Annotated in this window: 21 protein-coding genes and 1 tRNA gene; 7 read left to right on the top strand and 15 right to left on the bottom strand. The window is 64.7% G+C overall.

Annotation, left to right across the window (positions count from 1 at the left end):
* Positions 1-89 precede the first annotated feature (89 nt).
* From TQ38_RS15375 to TQ38_RS15360, 4 genes are all read right to left on the bottom strand, one after another.
* The gene (locus TQ38_RS15375) at positions 90-500 is read right to left on the bottom strand and encodes a hypothetical protein (RefSeq protein ID WP_043978926.1); all 411 of its coding nucleotides are present in this window, start codon (positions 498-500) and stop codon (positions 90-92) included.
* Between the two features lie 83 nt (positions 501-583).
* On the bottom strand, positions 584-2,002 hold the full coding sequence (gene tldD, locus TQ38_RS15370; RefSeq protein ID WP_043978925.1) for a metalloprotease TldD: 1,419 nt from the start codon (positions 2,000-2,002) through the stop codon (positions 584-586).
* Positions 2,003-2,105: 103 nt separating this feature from the next.
* A complete protein-coding gene (locus TQ38_RS15365; RefSeq protein ID WP_043978924.1) occupies positions 2,106-2,300 on the bottom strand; it encodes a zinc-finger domain-containing protein in 195 nt (64 codons plus the stop codon).
* Positions 2,301-2,387: 87 nt separating this feature from the next.
* Positions 2,388-2,957, bottom strand: coding sequence for an FMN-dependent NADH-azoreductase (locus TQ38_RS15360; protein ID WP_043978923.1), 570 nt, complete (start codon positions 2,955-2,957; stop codon positions 2,388-2,390).
* Between the two features lie 110 nt (positions 2,958-3,067).
* Between TQ38_RS15360 and TQ38_RS15355 the strand changes: the two genes are divergently transcribed.
* From TQ38_RS15355 to nadB, 3 genes are all read left to right on the top strand, one after another.
* On the top strand, positions 3,068-3,496 hold the full coding sequence (locus TQ38_RS15355; protein ID WP_082057904.1) for a helix-turn-helix domain-containing protein: 429 nt from the start codon (positions 3,068-3,070) through the stop codon (positions 3,494-3,496).
* An 83-nt stretch (positions 3,497-3,579) separates the two neighbouring features.
* Positions 3,580-4,530: an ABC transporter ATP-binding protein gene (locus TQ38_RS15350; protein WP_043978921.1), complete on the top strand. Its 951-nt coding sequence runs from the start codon at positions 3,580-3,582 to the stop codon at positions 4,528-4,530.
* Between the two features lie 713 nt (positions 4,531-5,243).
* A complete protein-coding gene (nadB, locus tag TQ38_RS15345) occupies positions 5,244-6,848 on the top strand; it encodes an L-aspartate oxidase (RefSeq protein WP_043978917.1) in 1,605 nt (534 codons plus the stop codon).
* Between the two features lie 55 nt (positions 6,849-6,903).
* Here nadB and TQ38_RS15340 read toward each other — a convergent pair whose 3' ends face one another.
* Positions 6,904-7,149, bottom strand: coding sequence for a GlsB/YeaQ/YmgE family stress response membrane protein (locus TQ38_RS15340; protein WP_043978914.1), 246 nt, complete (start codon positions 7,147-7,149; stop codon positions 6,904-6,906).
* 834 nt (positions 7,150-7,983) lie between these two features.
* On the opposite strand from TQ38_RS15340, the gene TQ38_RS15335 reads away from it, so the two are divergent.
* Together TQ38_RS15335 and TQ38_RS15330 are read left to right on the top strand one after the other, a co-directional pair.
* Positions 7,984-9,885, top strand: coding sequence for a ribonucleoside-diphosphate reductase subunit alpha (locus TQ38_RS15335; protein WP_370059804.1), 1,902 nt, complete (start codon positions 7,984-7,986; stop codon positions 9,883-9,885).
* 176 nt (positions 9,886-10,061) lie between these two features.
* A complete protein-coding gene (locus TQ38_RS15330) occupies positions 10,062-10,433 on the top strand; it encodes a Rap1a/Tai family immunity protein (protein ID WP_043978908.1) in 372 nt (123 codons plus the stop codon).
* 24 nt (positions 10,434-10,457) lie between these two features.
* On the opposite strand, the gene TQ38_RS15325 is transcribed toward TQ38_RS15330, so the two are convergent.
* The 5 genes from TQ38_RS15325 to TQ38_RS15305 form a co-directional block, all read right to left on the bottom strand.
* Positions 10,458-11,204 (bottom strand): hypothetical protein, encoded by a 747-nt coding sequence (locus TQ38_RS15325; protein ID WP_052505938.1) that lies wholly within the window; start codon positions 11,202-11,204, stop codon positions 10,458-10,460.
* Between the two features lie 125 nt (positions 11,205-11,329).
* Positions 11,330-11,632, bottom strand: a complete 303-nt coding sequence (locus tag TQ38_RS15320) for a hypothetical protein (RefSeq protein ID WP_043978905.1) — start codon at positions 11,630-11,632, stop codon at positions 11,330-11,332.
* Between the two features lie 528 nt (positions 11,633-12,160).
* Positions 12,161-12,388 carry a DUF2171 domain-containing protein gene (locus TQ38_RS15315; RefSeq protein ID WP_043978902.1) on the bottom strand — a complete coding sequence of 76 codons (228 nt, stop codon included), beginning with the start codon at positions 12,386-12,388 and terminating at the stop codon, positions 12,161-12,163.
* Between the two features lie 122 nt (positions 12,389-12,510).
* A complete protein-coding gene (locus TQ38_RS15310) occupies positions 12,511-12,783 on the bottom strand; it encodes a DUF2171 domain-containing protein (RefSeq protein ID WP_043978899.1) in 273 nt (90 codons plus the stop codon).
* A 274-nt stretch (positions 12,784-13,057) separates the two neighbouring features.
* Positions 13,058-14,014, bottom strand: coding sequence for a complex I NDUFA9 subunit family protein (locus TQ38_RS15305; protein ID WP_043978987.1), 957 nt, complete (start codon positions 14,012-14,014; stop codon positions 13,058-13,060).
* 237 nt (positions 14,015-14,251) lie between these two features.
* Here TQ38_RS15305 and TQ38_RS15300 point away from each other — a divergent pair.
* Positions 14,252-14,338: transfer RNA gene (locus TQ38_RS15300), tRNA-Leu, on the top strand.
* 263 nt (positions 14,339-14,601) lie between these two features.
* Here the strand turns inward: TQ38_RS15300 and TQ38_RS15295 are convergent.
* Positions 14,602-14,982, bottom strand: coding sequence for a helix-turn-helix domain-containing protein (locus TQ38_RS15295; protein ID WP_043978897.1), 381 nt, complete (start codon positions 14,980-14,982; stop codon positions 14,602-14,604).
* Between the two features lie 91 nt (positions 14,983-15,073).
* Between TQ38_RS15295 and TQ38_RS15290 the strand changes: the two genes are divergently transcribed.
* Positions 15,074-16,135: an SDR family oxidoreductase gene (locus TQ38_RS15290; protein WP_043978895.1), complete on the top strand. Its 1,062-nt coding sequence runs from the start codon at positions 15,074-15,076 to the stop codon at positions 16,133-16,135.
* Between the two features lie 66 nt (positions 16,136-16,201).
* Here TQ38_RS15290 and TQ38_RS15285 read toward each other — a convergent pair whose 3' ends face one another.
* From TQ38_RS15285 to TQ38_RS15270, 4 genes are all read right to left on the bottom strand, one after another.
* A complete protein-coding gene (locus TQ38_RS15285; protein WP_043978892.1) occupies positions 16,202-17,590 on the bottom strand; it encodes a PepSY domain-containing protein in 1,389 nt (462 codons plus the stop codon).
* Entirely contained in the window at positions 17,587-19,869 is a 2,283-nt protein-coding gene (locus tag TQ38_RS15280; RefSeq protein WP_052505937.1) for a TonB-dependent receptor, read from the bottom strand. Before TQ38_RS15280 ends, TQ38_RS15285 begins: the two co-directional genes overlap by 4 nt.
* Before the next feature lie 151 nt (positions 19,870-20,020).
* Complete coding sequence (locus tag TQ38_RS15275) at positions 20,021-20,425, bottom strand: hypothetical protein (protein ID WP_052505936.1); 405 nt, start codon at positions 20,423-20,425, stop codon at positions 20,021-20,023.
* A gap of 97 nt (positions 20,426-20,522) precedes the next feature.
* Positions 20,523-21,935, bottom strand: coding sequence for an aldehyde dehydrogenase family protein (locus tag TQ38_RS15270; protein WP_043978887.1), 1,413 nt, complete (start codon positions 21,933-21,935; stop codon positions 20,523-20,525).
* Position 21,936 lies beyond the last annotated feature (1 nt).

Raw genomic sequence — 21,936 nt, 5'->3', positions numbered from 1 at the left:
TGCGGCGAGGGCGCGCTCCTGTCTTGTACGCAAAAGAAGAGGGCCGGAAGCAATGCCTCCGACCCTTTTCCCGAGGAAACGCAATAAGATCAGTTCGCGGCTGGAGCCTTGCGGTATGGCACGAAGTCCTGAAGGCCGACGAAGCCGTTCCACATGTTGCCGACCGTGCGATCGTGCAGCTGCACGGTATCGAGCCTGCACAGCTGCGACGTGTAGAGCTTCGTCACCATGATATCGTCATTGTCCAGCCGGTCGGCATTGGTCGGCCGGTTGACGTAGAGCGTGCCGCCGACCCGGTAGACGATCGCGGTCTTGTCGATCACGGTTGTGTTCTGGGTCTGCGAATAGGGGATGCAGCTCACCGGCTTGCCGGCTTCGCGCCCATCCAGCATCTTGGCGAGCTGTTGCTCTCCGGTCAGCTTGGTACGGGCATCGACGGCAGGAGCGGCGAACATGGCGGCGCCGAGCGCGAATGTCGCGGCGATCGCAAGCTTCTTCATGGCCTTGTTCCTTTCCAACGCACCCCGCGTTGTCCTACGTATGGCACGAGTCGGCTGAACTGGGGCTGACCGTAAGGACAGGCTCAGGCGGTGCCGCCCACCGTCAATCCCTCGATCAGCAGCGAGGGCTGGCCTACGCCTGCCGGCACGCTCTGCCCGCCCTTGCCGCAGACGCCGACGCCCCGGTCCAGTTCGAGGTCGTTGCCGATTGCCTTGACGCGGGTCAGCACCGAAGGTCCGTCGCCGATCAGCGTCGCGCCCTTGATCGGGGCGCCCAGTTTGCCGTTCTCGACCATGTAGGCCTCGGTGCAGGAGAACACGAACTTGCCCGAGACGATGTCGACCTGGCCGCCGCCGAAGCTCTTGGCGAAGATGCCCTTTTTCATGCCCGCAAGCATTTCGGCGGGATCGTCGTTTCCACCCTTCATGAAGGTGTTGGTCATGCGCACCTGCGGGGCGTGGGCGTAGTTTTCACGGCGGCCGTTGCCGGTGGATTCTACGCCCATCAGGCGGGCGTTGAGACGATCCTGCATATAGCCCTTGAGGATGCCGTCCTCGATCAGCACGGTTTCGCGGGTAGGGGTGCCCTCGTCGTCGATGGTCAGCGACCCGCGCCGGCCGGGGATCGAGCCGTCGTCGACGATGGTGACGCCGCTGGCGGCCACGCGCTCGCCGATGCGGCCGGAGAACGCGGAGGTGCCCTTGCGGTTGAAATCGCCTTCGAGGCCGTGGCCGATCGCCTCGTGCAGCAGCACGCCGGGCCAGCCGGGGCCGCACAGCACGGCGAACTCACCGGCGGGGGCGTCGATGCTTTCAAGGTTCACCAGCGCCTGCGCCAGGGCCACGTCGATGCCTTCGTTCCAGGTCTCCGGCTTGAACAGGTCGTCGTAGAGGAAGCGGCCGCCCATGCCGAACGAGCCGGTTTCGCGCCGCCCGTTGCTTTCCGCCACGATCGATACGTTGAGGCGCACCAGCGGGCGCACATCGGTGGCGACGTAGCCGTCGGGCCGGACGATCTCGACCACGGACCAAGAACCCGAAAGGCTGGCGCTGACCTGCGAGACGCGCGGATCGCGGGCGCGCGCCGCTGCGTCGATGGTCTCCAGCAGGCGCACCTTCTCGGCAAAGCCCACGAGGTCTAGCGGGGAGACATCGGTGTAGAGCTTGGCGTTGGTGCGTACCGGCGGCAGCGCGCGCGGGCCCTTGGCGGGGTCCAGCAACTGAAGCGTCTCCCCGGCGCGGCGGATGGCGGCGGGGGAGATCTCGTTAGCATGGGCGAAGCCGGTCATCTCGCCGGAAACGCCGCGCAGGCCAAAGCCCGCATCGCGCGAGTAATCGGCGGTCTTGAGCCGTCCGTCGTCGAAACCGAAGGCCTCGCTGGCGACGAACTGCATGAACAGTTCGCCGTCCTCGCAGGACTTCAGCGTTTCGGCGGCAAGCGCCTGCGCCTCTTCGGGCGAAAGCTGGGCGTAGAGGAGCGAGCGCGGATCGGTCATGGTCATGCCCCCGATATAGGGGGCATGTCGCTCGCAGGAAAGGCTGGAGCATTCTCAAGCCGAACGGAAATTCCCGTGGCTTCGAAAATACCGCAAACCTGAGGAACGATCAGGCGGCCTGCTGGTCCGAGGGGCCGCCCTTGAGCACGAAGCGGCGGTCGCAGTAGCCGCATTCGACATAGCCCTTTTCGTCGATTTCCAGCCACACGCGCGGATGGCCGAGGGCTGCGCCGCCGGGGATGTCGGTGGCACCATCGCAGGAGACGCGGTGGGAATCGGTGAAGACGGTTTCGGGCGAGTTCATGGAACGGCCGATTACCAAGGCTTCAAGGGAATTTCCAGACGGCAATTGCACCCGGCCGTCCATGCTGACGGCCGGGTGCATGAACCGTCAGGCCGGAATGACGATGGCGGCGGCTTCCGCCAGTGCTGCGGCAACCGCCTTTTCGCGCGTGTCGGCGTCGATGGCGAGCCCTTCTGCCAGCACGAAAGTGGGGTTGGTGATGCCCATGAAGCCCAGAACGGCGCGCAGGTAGCTTTCGGCATGCTCGATAGCGGCGGCGGGTTGGCCTGCACCGTAGTAGCCGCCGCGGGCAAGGGCGACGAACACCTTCTTGTCGCCGACCAGACCCTCGGGGCCTTCGGCGGTGTAACGGAAGGTCTTGCCCGCGATCGCGACGCGGTCGATCCAGGCCTTGAGCTGGCTGGGGATCGTAAAGTTGTACATGCCGGCGCCGATCACGAGGATGTCGGTATCGAGAAATTCGGCCAGTTCGGCGTTGTTTTCGGGCGCGCCCAGAACTTCGAGCGAGAGGTGGGGCAGCGGCGCAGCGGCGAGGTCGCGGTAGGTGACGTCGATCGACGCGTCGGCGCCGGTCAGCGCGCTGACGATCGCGGCGGAAATAGCGCGGGTGGCCGAATTGTCGCCGAGGATGCTGGAGTCGAGATGGAGAAGCTTCATGGTGGGGGAGCCTTGATGGTGGGGGAGCTTTGGGTCTGGAAAAGTGACCAGGTCTAGCTATGTTGCCGGGGTAGCCGCGCCAAGAGCGCATATTTTCGGGACCTGGTACCATGAAGCTGACCACCTTCGACGAAGCTGATCCGCCCGCCGCTGCCGGTTCTGCCGTTGCGCCCAAGCACGACCCTGCCAGCAAGGACTGCCGCCTCGTTGGCGATATCCTCAGCCGGGTGGGGGACAAGTGGTCGATGCTGGTGGTGATGACGCTGCTGGGCGGGCCCTTGCATTTCAACGAGTTGAAGCGCGCCATCCAGGGCGTGTCGCAGCAGATGCTGTCGCGCACCGTGCGCGCTCTGGAACGCGACGGCCTGGTGGTGCGCACTGTTCACGTAGGAGTGCCGGTGCGGGTCGAATATGCACTCAGCGATCTGGGGCGCTCGCTGTCAGGGCCGGTGAAGGCGCTGAGCACATGGGCCGTCGAGAACGGCACGACGATCGAGGGCAGCCGCAAGGTCTACGACGGCATCCACGACGAGGCATAAATTTCTCCCAAGGGGCAGCGCCGGGGTCCGGCGGATGCCTTGCGCTCTTTACGCGGAGGCGTTCTGGGCCCAAATGCAGCGGCATGAGCACGTCTTCCCCCGCAATCGCCATCCGTGACCTCGTCAAGCGCTATGCCCCCGCCGGCAGCGGAGAGGGCAAGCTGGCGCTCAAGGGGGTTTCGTTCGACGTGCCCGAGGGCGGCATTTTCGGTCTGCTGGGCCCCAATGGCGCGGGCAAGTCGACGCTGATCAACATCCTCGCCGGCATGGTGATGAAGACCTCCGGCTCGGCCGAGATCTGGGGCTTCGACATCGACCGCGACAGTCGCAACGCCAAGCGCTCCATCGGGATCGTGCCGCAGGAGATCGTCTTCGACCCGTTCTTCACGCCGTTCGAGGTGCTGGAAATTCAGGCGGGCCTCTACGGCATCACCAAGGCTCTGCGCCGGTCGGAAGAACTGCTGCGGGCGGTGCACCTGGCGGACAAGCGCGATGCCTATGCGCGAACTTTGTCGGGCGGCATGAAGCGCCGCCTGTTGATCGCCAAGGCGCTGGTCCACCAGCCTCCGGTGCTGATCCTTGATGAACCGACGGCCGGTGTCGACGTCGAGCTGCGCCGCCAGCTGTGGGAACTGGTCACCGAACTCAACCGCGAAGGCGCGACGGTCGTGCTGACCACGCACTACCTTGAGGAAGCGGAGGAGCTGTGCGACCGCATCGCCATCATCAATCATGGTGAGCTGATCACCAACAAGCCCACCCGGGAACTCGTGGGCATGGCGCGTGAGAAGATCATCGTGTTGACGATGGACCGCGACGTGGGCGACCTGCCGGCGCATCCCGGCTTCGTGAAATGCGTGAAGACGGGTGAGCGCGTGCTTGAGATCACTTACGACAAGGATCACAGCAACGCAGGCGAGATCCTCTCGGCGATGCAGGCGCAGGGCTTTGCGATCGTGGATGTGACGACGCGCGAAGCGGACCTTGAGGATGTGTTCGTCAGCCTGACCAGCGAGGCGCGAGCGGACGCCTGATTCGCGGCGAACCCGGGGTTCTTGGAGCGTCTGCCTCAAGCTACCGGCTTGCCTAGATTTTCCGACGGAAAATCAATCACAAGACGCGGTTAAAATTCGTTCATGATGTGCGATTGCCGCTTGAAGCAGAGATTCTGCTGCGCGGAATTGTGTCCACAATTCGCCATAACAAAACGCGGCAATGTAAAACTACGTAAATTTACTTAGTCGCCGCTAGTCTTCTCGTCATCAAGTTTCCAAAGACCCTTTTTCTTGCGGCGGATAGTTTTACCGCAACTTCTACAAGTCCCAACGTAGCCGATACCATCCCATTTAACCTCGGAACGTGTTGGTTCGTGCCTATTGGCAAAGCATAATGGAATCATGATTGCCACGTTTATCGGCCCTTTGGTGCGTTGCGACAGCTGACTAAACTAATTTTAATCGTTATCAAGGGTGGTAATCGTTGCCGATTACGAGTCTTGTCATAGTCTTGATTTGATACCCAATAATATGGCGCACCGCAACATGGCACATATCGTTCCGCGTCGGGGGTTCGATAGAAAATAGGCTGCAACTGCCGGTAACCATGTCGTAAAGACCGCGCCGAGATGGGTCCGGGCATCCGCCGTCCAGGACGCAGGTGCAGTATGGCGTAGAAAACGCATATCCGCGTAGTTGCCGGAGGGGTTCTAACAGTTGCGGTTTCGGCTGGTGCAGGGCTAGGAGGCGTCATGGAAACGCAATCTGGGTCCTCCCCCCACGCATTCGACGCGCTCGTGATCGGTTCCGGCGCCGCAGGTCTCACTGCCGCTCTTGCCCTGGCTGACAAGGTCAAGGTTGCGGTGCTTGCCAAGGGCGGGCTCGCCACCGGGTCCACCGCCTGGGCGCAAGGGGGTATCGCCGCCGTTCTCGATGCCGGCGATACGTTCGAGGAGCATGTGCGCGATACCATGATCGCCGGCGCGGGCCTCAATCGGCGCGAGACGGTCGAGTTCGTGATCGAGCGGGCCCCCCATGCGATCGAACGGTTGATCGAGTTGGGGGTGCCCTTCAATACCGAGGGCAACGGACTGCACCTCACCCGCGAGGGCGGCCATTCGCATCGCCGTATCGTCCACGTCGCCGATGCGACCGGCTGGGCAGTGCAGCAGGCCCTGCTCCAGGCGGCGGAGGCCCACCCCAACATCACCCTGTTCCCCGGCCGCTCGTGCATCGATCTGATCACCGGGCGGCACGAGATGCGCTATTCGGGCTCAGGCCGGATCTGGGGCGTCTACGCGCTCGACGAGCAGACCGGGCAGGTCGAGGCCTTCACCGCGCGCGCCACCGTGCTGGCGACGGGCGGAGCGGGCCGTGTCTACCAGTTCAGCACCGCGCCGCGCGGGGCCACGGGTGACGGCATCGCGATGGCCTGGCGTGCGGGCGCGCGCGTCTCCAACATGGAGATGATGCAGTTCCACCCGACCTGCCTCTATAACCTTCAGGTCAAGAACTTCCTGATTACGGAGGCCGTGCGGGGCGAGGGCGGGCACCTGATCAACCCGCGCACCGGCAAGCGCTTCATGGCCTTCTACGATCCCGAGCGGCTGGAACTTGCGCCGCGCGACATCGTCGCCCGCGCGATCGACTCGGAGATCAAGCGCTTCGGCCTCGACTATGTCCACCTCGATATCAGCCACCAGCCCGAGGCGTTCGTGAAGGAGCACTTCCCGAACATCTACGAAAAGCTGATGGAACTGGGTATCGACATGACGAAGGAGCCGATCCCCGTCGTGCCGGCGCAGCACTATACCTGCGGCGGCGTGCTGGTCGATCTCGACGGGCGCACCGACCTGCCGGGGCTCTACGCTGCCGGGGAATGCACCGAAAGCGGCCTGCACGGCGCCAATCGCCTCGCCTCGAACTCCCTGCTCGAATGCTTCGTCTTCGGCGAGGCCGCCGCTGCCGATATCCTGGCGCAGTGGGACGGCTTCAACGAGCCGCCGGCGGTGCGCTCATGGGATGCGAGCCGGGTCACCGATTCCGACGAGGAAGTGGTCATCAAGCAGAACTGGACCGAGATCCGCCGCTTCATGTGGAACTACGTGGGCATCGTGCGCACCACCAAGCGGCTGGAGCGGGCCATGCACCGCATCCAGATGCTGAACGGCGAGATCGAGGAATACTACCGCCACTTCCGCGTCTCGACCGACCTGATCGAACTGCGCAACCTGTTGCAGAGCGCGGAACTGATCGTCGATTCCGCGCTCAGGCGGCATGAGAGCCGGGGGCTGCACTATACCCTCGACTATCCCGGCATCGACGCCGAGCCGCTGGATACCGTACTGGTGCCCTGAGCGGCGGCCAGCCCCTACCTCGCCAGCTTGCGCCCGGAGGTAGGGGCAGTGCCGTTCAGAAGCCGATGTGAAGCGCGCGGCCGAGGAAGATCAGCGCGATCGCGCCGATCACCGAAGCCAGGCAGCCCGCGCGGCTGAACTCGCTGCTGCCGCGGCTGGTCACCAGCCCGGCGATGAGCGAACCGCCGATGCCCAGCAGGATCGTCGCGATCCAGCCCATCGGGACTGCACCCGGATAGATATAGCGCGCGAGCCAGCCGACGATGAGACCGCTGATGATGGCGCCGATAATGTTCAACATGACTTGCCGATACTCCCCTTGCGCAGAGATGCGCGTTCGCAACCAGGCGCTACAATGACCTAGTGACGGTCAGGTTGCACGGCCTGCTTGGCTCGCGGCGCAATTGACCGGCCAGCGGCGCCATGACGCCGCTATGACCTGCGCATGACCCGGCGCTGACAACCCGCCCATTTTTCGCGATTCGGTTCGTCGCAAGCGGGATTCGTCTCATCGGCAATTTATGTGGAAAAATTTTCCCGCCCGAAGCGTGATTTAGCCTCTTGCGCTGATGCCCGCATGAGGACTTCCCACGCGTCGCGGCTGGTGCCTGGCGGCGAATGCAGTCATCTTGGCGTGCTCCAATCGTCGCACGCCCTCTTGAACCTTTCGGTGGAACGGGCACTATAGGTTGTGTCGCGCCGGTCGAGGGGCCTCAATACCTAGGGATGTCATGTTAGGCTGCAAAAGCTTGGCCGGATATCCAGGGGGCTTGGGGCAGGCCCCTTGTGCCATGGCGCGCGGACTGTCTGGCAAGGACTTTGCTGTTCTTTATTCGTACTGGAAATGGTGGACCGGGCGTGTGACGCCCGCCGACTCGTTTCCAGCCTGCCCGACCGTTCGAGAACAGTAGTGAACCCGCCTCATGGCGGTTCGATGACGTGATTTAGAAGCTCGGGGGCACCAGTGGATTTCAGGAACGGAAGCGACGGTCAGGTGTCTGATTCGGATAATTCAGGCGTAACGCACGCCGGCTCGGCCCAGGTCGAGATGGAGGGGCTGTATTCATCGCCCCCCGCTCAGGATTCCGCTCGCCCCCGGCAGCAAAAGGAGACGGGCGAAGGCCCGGCAGTCGCCATGGACAAGACCGATACCGCAACGGCCGAACTGGTCGCCGAGACGCTTGCGGCGGCGATGAAGCCGGAAAAGCTCGCGAAGGGTGATTCCAAGACGATCAACGCGCGTCGCTTCACCATTGTCACCAACCACGCGCGCGACTCCCTGCTGACCGATTTCGGCAAGGAAACGCTGGACGACCGCTACCTGCTTCCCGGTGAGAAGTACCAGGACCTGTTCGCCCGCGTCGCCGATGCGTACTGCGACGATCAGGACCACGCCCAGCGCGTCTACGATTACATCTCGAAGCTGTGGTTCATGCCTGCCACCCCCGTTCTGTCGAACGGCGGCACCGGGCGCGGCCTGCCGATCTCGTGCTACCTGAACTCGGTCGACGATAGCCTGGAAGGCATCGTCGCGACCTGGAACGAGAACGTCTGGCTGGCCTCGCGCGGCGGCGGCATCGGCACCTACTGGGGCAATGTGCGCGGCATCGGCGAGCCGGTCGGCCTCAACGGCAAGACCAGCGGCATCATCCCCTTCGTGCGCGTGATGGATTCGCTGACCCTCGCGATCAGCCAGGGTTCGCTGCGCCGTGGTTCGGCGGCCTGCTACCTCGACGTCTCGCACCCCGAGATCGAGGAGTTCCTCGAGATCCGCAAGCCGTCGGGCGACTTCAACCGCAAGGCGCTCAACCTGCACCACGGCGTGCTGCTGACCGACGAATTCATGGAAGCCGTCCGCGACGGCGCCGAATTCAAGCTGCGCAGCCCCAAGGACGGTTCCGTGCGCGGCAAGGTCGACGCGCGCTCGCTGTTCCAGAAGCTGGTCGAAGTGCGCCTTGCCACGGGTGAGCCGTACATCGTCTTCTCCGACACCGTGAACCGCATGATGCCCAAGCATCACCGCGATCTCGGCCTCAAGGTCTCGACCTCGAACCTGTGCTCGGAAATCACGCTGCCCACCGGCCGCGACCACCTGGGCAACGACCGTACCGCGGTGTGCTGCCTGTCCTCGCTCAACCTGGAGACCTGGGAAGAGTGGAAGGGCGAGAAGCGCTTCGTCGAAGACGTGCTGCGCTTCCTCGACAACGTCCTGCAGGACTACATCGACCGCGCGCCCAACGAGATGGCCCGCGCCAAGTACTCCGCCGAGCGCGAGCGTTCGGTCGGCATGGGCGTGATGGGCTTCCACTCCTACCTGCAGAAGCGCGGCATCGGCTTTGAAAGCGCGATGGCCAAGGCGCTGAACCTGCAGATGTTCCAGTACATCAACCAGAAGGCCAACGAGGCCTCGATGATGCTGGCCAAGGAGCGCGGACCGTGCCCCGACGCCGCCGACATGGGCGTGATGGAGCGTTTCAGCTGCAAGATGGCGATCGCGCCCACCGCGTCGATCTCGATCATCTGCGGCGGCACTTCGGCCTGCATCGAACCGATCCCGGCCAACATCTACACGCACAAGACGCTCTCGGGCAGCTTCGTGGTGAAGAACCCGTACCTGGAAAAGCTGCTCGCCTCGAAGAGCAAGGATTCCAACAACGTGTGGAATTCCATCCTCGAGCATGGCGGTTCGGTCCAGCACTTGGACTTCCTGACGGCCGACGAGAAGGCGGTCTACAAGACCAGCTTCGAGATCGACCAGCGCTGGCTGCTCGAATTCGCCGCCGACCGCACGCCCTATATCGACCAGGCGCAGTCGCTGAACCTGTTCATCCCGGCCGACGTCGACAAGTGGGACCTGATGATGCTGCACTTCCAGGCATGGGAGCGGGGCATCAAGTCGCTCTACTACCTGCGCTCGAAGTCGGTGCAGCGCGCAGGCTTCGTGGGCGGCGTGGAAGCGGACAATACCAACGAACTGGCAAAGTTCGAACTGGCCGCGGCCACCACCGACTACGACGAGTGCCTGGCCTGCCAGTAATGAGCCATTGGTCGCCGATCGGCGGCTGACAGTTCCATGAAAAAACGGCCTTCCGGGCAACCGGGAGGCCGTTTTCGTTTTTCGCCTGCGTGCCTGCCTGCGCGTGAGGGGATGGTTGACGGACATCGGATTTGCCGCAAACGTTGCCGTGTCGGTTGGTAGAGAGTTTCCGGAAAATGATATCGAAAAAGCTGGCCTGCCTTGCCCTTGTCGCTCCGCTGGGACTTTTTCCGGTTGCGGCGGACGCCAGTTTCTACACCGGCGACGAACTGTACAAGGTCTGCTCGGCGGACCGGGGCAGCAAGGAATATGTCGAGCGGACCTATGAATGCATCGCCTACATCACGGGCGCCATCGATGCCTTCAACACGACGCGCAAGGTCAACAAGCTGAATAGCTGCATCCCCGCCGACGTGACGATAAGCCAGCTTCGCACCGTGACGGTCGAATATCTTGAGGACCATCCGAAGGGGCGCGGTGTCTCTGCTTCGGAACTGGTCTTTGCAGCCACCCGCAACGAGTGGCCCTGTTCTAAAAAGAAGAAGTAATACCGGCGCGCCTCGGCGGCGGTTTCAGGAAGCGTTTGCCTGCAGGACGGCCTGAACCCGCAGACGGGGGAAGACTTCTTCCAATGGCTTGCTGTCCGGTGTCACGTAGACGTAGCCGCCCTTTTTCCGGAACATCGGACTGATGTTTTTGCCATAAAAGGCGAGTGGCACGTTGATGCATCCGAAGGTGATGCGGTTGTCTTCGCTCGAAGGGGACAGCATCCGCTCACGGCGCCGTTCCTTGGGCTTGCCCGGCTTGGGAATCGGGTGGAGAGCGACCGAAGTGGCGTAATCGACCCACAGCACCCGCTGCTTCCCGGCGGCGACCCCGAACTTGGCGAGGAAGCGGCCCGCCGGCGTGGTCTTTTCCGCAGGGCCGATTTCGGACAGGTTCTTGCTGCCGATGCCCGGCGATGCCTCGTCCCCGAGCGCGACGCCGAGCAGGACAGGAACCTGTCCAACCGGCGTTCCCTTGCCATCGAAAAGCAGGAGGGAGGCGGCCTTCTTGTCGATGATGATATAGGGAAGCGCATGATTGTCCCCGGACGCCGCGACCCAATCGGCGACGCGCGCGGCGTCCTCCGACCGTGTCACGGCGGTTTCATCCTGCGCACCTGTTGCCTGCGGAGCCGTCCTGGGCCCCGCCTTTGCCCCGCCTTTGGCCAAGGCCTGAGCCGGGGCCCGCTCTGCCGCTTGAAGGTACTGCATCGACCGGGCCGGCGCCGGAGCGGTCAGTGCTAGTCCGGCAAACGCCAGCGTAAGGGTAATCATCGGTTTCGGTGCACTCGAATGAAGGAGGGGCGAATGAAAGAGGGGCGAAAGAAAACCGTCGTCGGCACGGCGGGGTGCCGACGCGGGAAATCAAAATTCAAACGGCATTCGCGAGCGCGGCAACCTTAGTTGCGGGGACGCTTGCGCTGGCTTTCCGCCATCCGCTGCTCGACGCCATCGACGCGCGAGTTGAGCTGATCGAGGCGCTGGCCGTTCTGCTGTGCCTGACCCGATGCTGCCTGAGCTTCGGCGAGCGCCTGCTTGGCGGTTCCGTCAGTAGTCTGCAGCCTGGTGTCGAGGCCGTCGATACGCTGGTTCACCGTGGCGATTTCCTCGCGCACGAAGCCTTTGGTCGCGCAGCCGCCGAGGCCCACCGAACCGACCAGGATAAGGGCGGCGGGAGCGAGTTTCGTGAGTGAAAGCGACATGGAATTCTCCTTATTGGCAACAAACCGTAATGGACCAAGCCGAGCCTTGAGGATCCGACAATGTGATTCGGTTCAGCTGTGCTTCCACCAAGCTGAACAGACGATTCCGGACTATGTTCCCAACGATCACTATTGATCGAAGCCCGAAGCGGACCCTAAGGCCGCCGCCTGAAGCTTTGAAATGCTGTAGTTCGAAGGAGAGGGCCCCGAATCGAGCGACGAGGCAGTGCAGCCGCGCCTGCGGAATTACTCCGAAAGACCGCTGGCGTTATCGCCCGCCGAAGTCCTGCGCTTACTATTTGCCCATCCGACCTTTACCGCTGCGGCCCATTTACGGTGCTTCAACGGCGCCATTCGCCGAGATCTGCCAGCACGGGTTCTCGGCCAGGATCAGGCGGAACTGCCGGGGCCCGGCTGAACGCGGACCACAAGAAAAGCCCCGACTTCCCGCGAAGGAAGCCAGGGCTTTCACGAATGAGGCGACCTGTAGGGGGGACGCCGCCTCGTTCGCATTCGGTAGCTCGGTCTTCAGTTGGTGCCGACGCCCATCGGAATGGGCGTACCCTGCTTCAGGTAGACGCGGTTGTCTTCGATCTTGTCGACATTTTCGAACGCGATAAAGTGGTGCGCGCCGTCCGAACTGTCGGTGCGGGTCAACTTGATCTGGTCGTCCTTGACTTCGTCGACGGTGCCGACGTGCTGACCTGTGCTGGTGGTTACTTCCATGTGCTCACGAATACGGAGTTTCTCGAACATCGGGTCTTCTCCATTGTCTCGGTAGGGGTATGAGAGTGAAACGGGCGGGCCGATACTATCGTTCCGGCGTTCATCGCGGGCGGACAACGTCTCGTGGAGTTGTCTGCCTCGGGGCGCCGCTTTCAGGGCTCCGCGCCCACCCCGAAGGTGGCATCGCCCCGATCGGACAGCAGCACGGTATCCTCGCTGACGCCGTCGATCTGGGTCACGGCGATGAAACTGGCGCGCTCGTCCGGCCCATGTTCGGCCAGGATCACTTCCTCGCCCCGCAGTCTGTCCACGGTGCCGAGCAGGGCGCCGTCCGGGGCAAGCACTTTCATGCCCTTGCGTATGGTGCCGGAGGCTGTTGCCCAGGCGGTTTCGTCATCTGTCGATTGCGTGGATGGGCTGGTCACGGGAATGCTCCACTATCTACAGGTCTGGAAAAACAGACCCTTCGCGTAGAGACAATGCCCCGCCGACCCGCGGGGTTCCTGCCGCTGCGCTACAGCGGGCGCGGTGACGGCGAGAATGACGGCATCAAAAAAGTTTCGCTGCGAGACGCGGGCGATCGGAGCGGCGGTTGCGCAGCGATGGCAGGTCAGCGCGAGTGCCGACCTCGTCCTGCCGGCTACCCGCGCCGCGCCGTCATCAGTGTCGGCCGCTCCCGCCGCGAGGCGGGAGAAGCGGTCAGGCCGCGTGCTTGGCGCCGAAGCGGCCGTGCTTGCGGAACTGGGTCATCCAGCGATCAAGGAACAGACCAAGCGGGCGCGGGTTCACGCCAAGGTCGGCGATACCGGGCTGGGAGCCGCTGGCGACGCTGCCAGCCTTTAGCAGTTTGAACTGGTCGGAACTGATCGGCGCGCCGGGCAGCCAGCCGGTGGCGCTGGCGATCAGGCCGGAAATGCTATCGGGAAGCTCGATGAACGTGCGCGAGCGGGCCTGCGCGGCGGCGAGGCGCTGGTTGAAGTCCAGCATGGTGATGACCTCGGGTCCGGCCAGTTCGAACGTCTTGCCACCGTGCGCTGCCGGATCGGCGAGGATGTTGGCGATCGCCTCGGCCACGTCGTCCACGAACACCGGCTGCAGCTTCGCCTCAGGGGCGAAGACGGGCAGGGCGGGCAGGCGCGAGATCAGTTCGCCGAACATCATCACGAACTTGTCGTCAGGACCGAACATCAGCGACGGGCGCACGATGGCCGCCTCTGCAAAAGCTGCGCGAACGGCCGCTTCGCCTTCGCCCTTGGTCCGCGTATAGGCGACGTCCGAGCCGGCATCCGCGCCGATCGCCGAGACATGGACGAAGGTGGCGACGCCCGCGGCCTTGGCGGCGGCGGCGATGGTGCCCGCGCCCTTGCCCTGCAGCGCATCGAGATTGCCGCCAAAGGCGCCCACGAGGTTAACCACCGCGTGCGAACCGGCCAGCACGGCGGCGAGCGATTCGGGCCTGGTCACGTCGACGCCGACCAACTGGACCTGGCCCAGATTGCCGAGCGGCTTGATCGCGAAGGCTTTTTTGGGGTTGCGGCTGGCAATTCGCAGGCGAGCCCCGCGCGCAAGCAATTCCTGCGCAAGGTGACGGCCAACGAAGCCACTGCCGCCCAGGACAGTTACGATCTTGCCGGAGAGAGAATCGGAGAGGCTCATGGTCAGGTAAGGTCCTTCCATCGCCGAGCGGGGCCACTTTCCCGCGCGGCAGCATATGCAAGCGCCCCTGCCACAAGGCCGGGACAGGGGCAACCGGACAGTTGATCCGCCCCCGTGAACTACGGCAATCCGCTCGAATGAAAATTGTTGCACTTCCCGGTGTTGACAACCCTTCGAGCGCTGCGTAGAGGCGCCCTCCTACCCGGCAGGAACGGTCATCCGAACCTGCCAAAAAGTGCCCAGATGGCGGAATTGGTAGACGCACCAGCTTCAGGTGCTGGCGCTCGCAAGGGCGTGGAGGTTCGAGTCCTCTTCTGGGCACCAGTTACCTTTTCGAAGGTAGCCGCAAGTAGTCGAAAGCCCCGGGAAACCGGGGCTTTTTGCCGTTTTGGCCCTTCGGAATGTTCGCGCGCGAAGGCCCTCAGGCGCGGTTACGTGTGCCCTATGCCGCTTCCGCATTTTTATGCCTTCGATTTGCGGCGTCCATTGGGCTTTTGACAGCTTATGGGCATCGGGCGCTTCCCTATCTGACGCGGCCGGCTGTTTGCGCTTCCAAGGTGATAAGCTTTGACCGCAAGGTCGTTCGGTTACGAGCGCCGTGAACCAAGCCGAGGGACGAGCTGGTCCAGCGCGTCGGCATTCTCGCGGCCCCAGCCGTAGAGCAGTTCGACTGGTTCTACGAAACGTCGGCCCAGGTCGGTCAGGTGATACTCGACCATGGGCGGGATCGTGCTCTGGACGTGGCGGGTCAGCAGGCCGCTGGCTTCCATGTCGCGCACGGTCTGGGTCAGCATTTTCTTGGAGATGCCGGGCAGACTGCGCAGGAGCACGCCGGTGCGCGCGGATCCGCCATGGCGGGCGTGGAGGACATGCAGGACCATGCTGGTCCATTTGGTCGCAAACAGCTCCAATACCCGGCGGGGGGCGCAATCTTCACGCCATTCCTCGTCAGGTGTTCCGGGTTGCACGTGGTTACCTTATGGTGCCTGGGGTCATGAATGGTGCCGTCTAGTCGCGCCGGGCGACAATGCCTAGTTCGGATGCATCAAGGAGACAATCATGACGAAAACGGCATTGGTGGTAGGCGCGAGCGGCATCGTTGGCAGCGCGGCGGCGGACCTTCTGGCCGCGCAAGGCTGGACGGTGCACGGTCTGGCCCGGCGGCCCGTCGAACGGGCGGGGGTTAAGCCGGTGGCGGCGGACCTGCAGGATGCCGCTGCCACCGCCGAAGCATTGCGCGACATCGATCCGGACGCGGTATTCATCACGACCTGGCTGCGTCAGGACAGCGAGGCGGAAAATATTCGCGTCAATTCGGCGATGGTCCGCAACCTGCTGGACGGCCTGCCCAAGCCCACGGGCCCGCGCCATGTCGCGCTGGTCACTGGTCTGAAGCACTATCTTGGGCCGTTCGAGGCTTATGGAAAAGGCTCGCTGCCGCAGACCCCGTTCCGCGAGGAGCAGGGCCGCCTCGATGTCGAGAATTTCTATTACGCGCAGGAGGACGAGGTCTTCGCCGCAGCCGCGCGCGATGACTTCACGTGGAGCGTCCATCGCCCGCATACCGTGATCGGCCTGGCGGTTGGCAACGCGATGAACATGGGCACGACGCTGGCTGTCTATGCGACGCTGTGCCGCGAGACGGGACGTCCCTTCACCTTCCCGGGCTCCGCCGCGCAGTGGTCCGGGCTTACCGACATGACTGACGCGAACCAACTCGCGCGTCATCTGCTGTGGGCGGCACAGACCGAGGCCGCGCATGACCAGGCGTTCAATGTCGTCAACGGCGACGTCTTTCGCTGGCAATGGATGTGGAGCCGCATCGCCGACTGGTTCGGCATCGAGGCTGCTCCGTTCGATGGCACAGTGCGACCGCTTGAGCAGCAGATGGCGGCTGACGCCGGGCTGTGGCGTGAGATCGCGACCCGCGAAGGGTTGGCGGAACCCGATCTGGCCCGTCTCGCCTCGCCCTGGCACACCGATGCAGATCTGGGCCGGCCCATCGAGGTAGTGACCGACATGTCCAAGAGCCGGCGCCTGGGTTTTACAGGATACCAGCCGACCGACGATGCGTTTTTCGCCCTGTTCGAGCGATTGCGTGCCGGTCGCCTGATTCCGTGACCGAAGGAAAAGTGGCGGGAAAGCGGCCCTCCGGATGCCGGGATATGGTGGGGGGTGTCGGAGGCTTTACACCCTCGCGCCTCGCCAGCCCATCCATTCGCGCAGGCGGGGGGCGAGGCGTTTTATCGATGCTTCGAGGAGGACCGCTGCGGCCAGCGACATACCGAACATCGGCATCGCCAGGGCTAGCACGATGACCAGCGCGACCAGCGCCCACGAATGGCGCAGCGGTGCCAGGGTGCGGGGTGCGCCCAGCTTGCCGGCCGGGCGGCGGCGCCACCACAGGACCACGCTGGATCCGCACAGCAGCACCAAGCCCAGCAGCACCGCGAGGTTGACCAGTTGGTTGGCGAGGCCGGCCCAGGCGCCTTCGTGGACGGCGACGCCGTAGCCGACGGCGCGGTCGATCCAGTGACGGTCGGCGAAACGCTGGATGCCGATGAGGGTGCCGTCGGCGGCGATCTCGGCGCTGTCGCGGCGCGGGCGGTTTTCGGCCTGGCTGCGGACCTGCCACGGGGCGCCCGGCGTGGTCTGGGGGCTGACTTCGACGGGGGCGGCGAAGTTCAGGGTTTCGGCCCTGGCGATCACGGCGTCCAGAGCGGCGGGCGGCGGGGCCATGTGGTGCATGGTCATGCTGTGATGCTCGGCGTGGGGCGCCATCATTGCGCGCATTGCGGCGTCTGCTTTTGCGCGGGTCGTGGCTTCCGCGGCGGTGCCGGCGGACCAGTCCTGCCTGCCTCCCGCCGTGCCGGTGACGGCGCGCATCTGGCGCAGGTAATCGCCCCAGGCATTGGCCCAGGGCAGGCCCGAGACGATCAGGAACAAGGCGCCCAGCGTGATCCACAGGCCGGTTACGGCGTGAATATCGCGCCAGAACAGCGCGGTGCCCCGCCTCAGTCGCGGGTAGAGGGTGCCGGCAAGACCGCTCCCGCCGCGCGGCCACCACATGAACAGGCCGGTCAGAAGCATGACGATGGTCCAGCAGGCCGCCGTCTCGACCAGCGCCGAGCCTGTGTCCCCGGCCAAGAGTTCGCCGTGGAGGCGGAAGACCACGCGCATCAAGCGATCTTCCTCGGCCGCCTGATGGAGCACGGCGCCGGTCTGCGGGTGGACCCAGACGCGAAATTCCTCGCTGCCCTTGCCCACCAGCACCTCTACCGCGTCGGCCGGGCTTTCGGGCAGGACGTACTTGTGCAGCAGCGATCCCGGCACCGCCGCCGCCGCGCGGGCGGCCACGGCGGCGGGGGAGAGCAGGAGCGCTCCCCCGGCCGCAACGCCGCGATAAGGGGCATAGAGCGCGGCTTCGATCTGCGGTTTGAACAGGTAGAGGCCGCCTGTCACCGAAAGCCACAGGACGAAAGGTACGCACAGTAACCCGGCGTAGAAATGCCAGCGCCAGACCGCGCGATACCAGCGTTCGGTACGGACTTCGGCACGAGGTTCTGAAAGGCTCACAGCTTCCACCCCGCTTCGAGCAGCAAGCTGCGCTGGGGGTAGGGGTGGTACACCCAGGCGCGGTCGTTGGTGATGTTGTCCACCCCTGCGCTGACGCGAAGGGCCGGCGTCACGTCCCAGCTGACCCGCGCGTCCAGTGCGAACAGTTCGGAGGTGTAGCCATAAGTGTCGCCGCGCTGGAGGCCGAAGAGGTCGGTGTTGGGACGGCTGGCATAGCGCACGCCGATGGAGACCAGCACCGGATCGGACACGCGGTAACGCAAGTTGCCGTTGATGCGCCAGCGCGGGATGCGGGGGAACTGCACGCCCTCGGCGGCGGGGGCGGCATCGTTTCGCAGGGTTACGGAATCGATCCAGGCCGCGTTGGCGTCCACGTCGAGGCCGGGGATCGCCACGTCGCGGGCCTCGGCGATCAGTTCGAGGCCGTATTGGCGGGTGCGGTCGATGTTCTTGTAGCTGGAGGTCGTCACCCCGTTCTGGTTGAAGCCGGTGAACGAGAAGATCGTGTTCTTCACCCGCTGCCAGAACGCCGATGCGGTCAGCTTCATCGGGCCGAAATCATGGGCGACCAGCAGGTTCGCGTCGGCGGAGCGTTCGGGCTTCAGGGCGGGGTCGAAGCTGTCCCGGTTGAAGCTGCCGTCGCCGTTGAGGCTGCCCTGGAACAGCTCGCCCACAGTGGGGAAGCGGGTGGCCTGCGCGAGGCTGAGCTGGACGCGGGTATCGGGATCGACGGCCCAGTCGAGCGAGGCCTTGGGCTGGAAACCGCCTGCATGGCGGCTGGCGTAGCGGTTGGTGACTGCAGCCCCGGTTGTGCCGAGGCGGGCCAGCCCGCCATCGAAGGCGCGCCAGTCCTCATACCGGGCGCCCAGTGTCAGCGTTACGGGGCCTTTGGGTACGCGCAGTTCGGCCCAGCCTGCCAAAGTGCAAGTCTTGCCGAAGGTGTGGGCGGTGAACGCCTTGCCGCTATCGCTGCGCCAGTCGGTGAGGGCGTAGTTGGCAAGGTCGGTGCTGTAGAGGTTGGCGGCGGCGCCGCCTGCCAGTTCGGCGCCGCCCAGCTGCGCCGTCAGCGCCAGTTCGCCGGTGTACCAGTAGGTCAGCCCCTGCCGTGCCAGCGTGCCCGCCCCGTCTGCCGCGCCGGCATCGTAGCCCCTTGAGGTGAAACCGTCCGAGCGCAGGATCTGGTAGGTCGAGACATTGGCCTGCAGCGTCGCCGTATCGGATAGCGGCGCGGAGACTTTCAGGCCCGCCAGCAGTTCGTCGCGCACCGTGCGGGACCAGTTGGCGCCGCTGGCGGTGTATTTCTGCCCGCCGATGGAGACGAGGCCGTCGCATACCGCGCTGCCGCCTGCCACTCGCAAGTAGCAGTCGGGCGCGGTCTGGCTGTCGAGGTTGTGCCAGTAGGCGAGCAGGAATTCGCCGGTCACGCCTGAAGCGCCGTCGTAGCCGAGGCGCAGCTTGGCCTGGTCCTGGGTGATCCGCGCGGGGCTTTGCGCGGCGAAGATCGGGCTGGCGGCAGTGCCCGGTGCGCCGGTGATCGCCTGTTCGGGGTCGATCACCGCGCCTGTTACCGGCACGGCGGCGGCGGTGCTGGCCGAACGGGTCAGGCCCTGAAACATCTGCGGGTGGCCGGTATTGCGGAAATGCCGCCCCGAAACCCGCAGCGACCACGGCCCGTCCTTTTGCCGGAAACCGAAACCGGCCTCGGCGGAATAGCCCCAGTACGTGTCATGCGTGCCGTACTGGTCGTAAGGCTGGACCATGCCTTGTACGGTGGCGAAAGCCTCGGTCTTTTCGGGCGAGCGGGTGGTGATGTTGACCACGCCGCCCATCGAATTGCCGGCATACCGCGCGGAATAGGGGCCGTAGACTACGTCGAACTGCTCCACCTCGCCGGGGCCGACGACGCCCCACTTGGGGGCATAGGCGAAGGAATTGCCGAGGAAATTGGACACGGTGAAGCCGTCCACCATCACCAGCGTCCGGGCGCTCTGAGTGGAGTGGGTGCCGCGAAAGCCCGGCACGCCGTTGGAATCGCCGGCATAGCGGGTGCGCACGAAGAAATCGGGCGCGTACTTCATCAGGTCTTCCACGTTGCGGGCGTTGACGCCGGCGAACTGCTCGTCCCCCAGGCTGACCGAAAGGCCGCGTGCATCGAGGCTGATGTCGCGGTCGCGTTGGCCGACGACGAGGATGGTGTCTGCGGGAGCCTCGTCCGCTCTGGCGAGGGCGGGAAACAGGGCAAGCGGAGCCGCGCCGAGCGCGAGCATGATACGAAACATGGCGGAAAATTCACCTGAACGGCCCGGTCGCGCTCTGGGTCAGGCGCGCGGGCGAAGCGTGGAAGCCGCAGCACAAGGGGCATAGCCCATGCGGCGCTTGAGCATTTTCAAGGCGCGATGCGGCAGCATCCGAGCGCCTTGATAAAAAACGTCAGGTGAAGCGGGGCGGGGCCTGGCTGGGCGGCCGGATGCGCGCTGCCTTGGCGGGCAGGGCCAGCGGCGCGCGCACGATCGCGGCGACGAAGACGAAGGCCAGAGCGGCCAGGATCAGCGGGGCAAGGTCCGCCCCGGTCATGGCTGCGGCCAGCGGCGCGAAGGCGCAGGGGTGGTCGGCGGTGGTAGTGCCGTGGTCCTGATGCGAGCCCTTCTTGGGGATCGTGATCGTCACCGTGCTGCCGGCGGGCATGGTGCCCGAACAGAGCGCGACGATCAGGCCGGTGTCAGGCGCGGCGGGCATGTAGCCGGCGGGGATCAGGGCTTTCAGCAGCAACGCCGCCGCCAGCAGCATCGCTGCAAGCGCCGGGCGCTCCCGGAAGAAGTGCCTGATTTTCCCCACCGATGCGCCTTTAGCGGGTTGGGTTCGGGATGTCACTTGAGAAGGAAGGGGGCGGGGAAGACCTTGAGGACATAGCCCAGGTCTTCCCCATCTGGCTTTACCAGCCCACCACGGACTTCACTTCCAGATATTCGTGGAAGCCCAGCTCCCCCCATTCGCGCCCGTTGCCCGAGCGTTTGTAGCCGCCGAAGGGGGCGTTGAAATCGAACCCGCCGTTCACCCAGATCGCCCCGGTGCGCATCCGGCGCGAGACGGCGCGGCAGGTGTCGACATCCTCGCCCGAGACGTAGCCGCCCAGGCCGAAGTTCGAATCGTTGGCGATGGCCACCGCATGGTCGAGATCGTCGTAACCGATGATGACGAGGACCGGGCCGAAGATCTCTTCGCGGGCGATCACCATGTCGTTGGTGCCCACGAACACGGTGGGCTTCACGTACCAGCCCTTGTCCAGCCCTTCGGGGCGACCGGGTCCACCGGCGACCAGCTCTGCGCCTTCGGCGGTGCCTTTCTCGATGTACTGCTGGATGATGTTGTACTGGCTCTTGGAGACGACCGGGCCCATCGCGAAATTGCCGGCCGGATCGCCCACGGTCACGCCGTTCGCGGCTTCGGCGGCGATCTTCTTCACTTCGTCCATGCGCGATGCAGGCACCAGCAGACGTGAACCGGCGGAGCAGGTCTGGCCCGAGTTGCCCATCATGCCCGCCGTCGCGCCGGCCACATTGGCGGGGAGCGAGGCGTCATCAAGGACGATCCAGGCCGATTTGCCGCCCAGTTCCAGGCCCACGCGCTTTACGGTGTCGGCGGCGTCCTTGGTGATCTGCACGCCAACCGGCTCGGAGCCGGTGAACGAGATCATGTCGACGTCCTCATGCTTGGAAAGCGCCGCGCCGATCACCGAGCCCTGGCCCTGGATCATGTTGAACACGCCCGCGGGCACGCCTGCAGCATGGATCATCTCGGCCAGGATCTGCGCCGAATAGGGAGCAAGCTGCGGGGGCTTGAGGATCATCGTGCACCCGGCGGCGAGCGCGGGGAAGATCTTCACGCAGGTCTGGTTCATCGGCCAGTTCCACGGCGTGATGAGGCCGCAGACGCCGATCGGTTCCTTGCGGATCATCGTCGGCCCGCGCTGCTCCTCGAATTTGAATGCGCGCAGCACTTCGATCGCGGTGCCAAGGTGGCCCTTGCCGAGCAAGGTGTGAAAGCCGTTGGCGAGCGCGGTGGGCGCGCCCATCTCGACCATGATCGCCTCGCCCAGTTCGGCTTCGCGGCGGATATATTCGGCCTGGATGGCTTCCAGCAGGTCGAGCCGGTCCTTGACGCTGGTTTCGCCATAGCTGGCGAAGGCGCGGCGGGCGGCGGCCACGGCCTTGTCGACATCGGCGGGGGAGCCGAGCGAGATTTCGCCGGATACTTCCTCGGTGGCCGGGTTGATGACCTCGGCGGTCCTGGGGGTGATCGGCGCGGTCCATTGGCCGTCGATGTAGAACTGCGTGTAGCTGCGCATT

The organism is Novosphingobium sp. P6W, from assembly GCF_000876675.2.
In the GTDB taxonomy this organism is placed as follows: domain Bacteria; phylum Pseudomonadota; class Alphaproteobacteria; order Sphingomonadales; family Sphingomonadaceae; genus Novosphingobium.
Note: the sequence above shows the minus strand (reverse complement) of the source record. Positions and strands in the feature narration are given on the sequence as shown.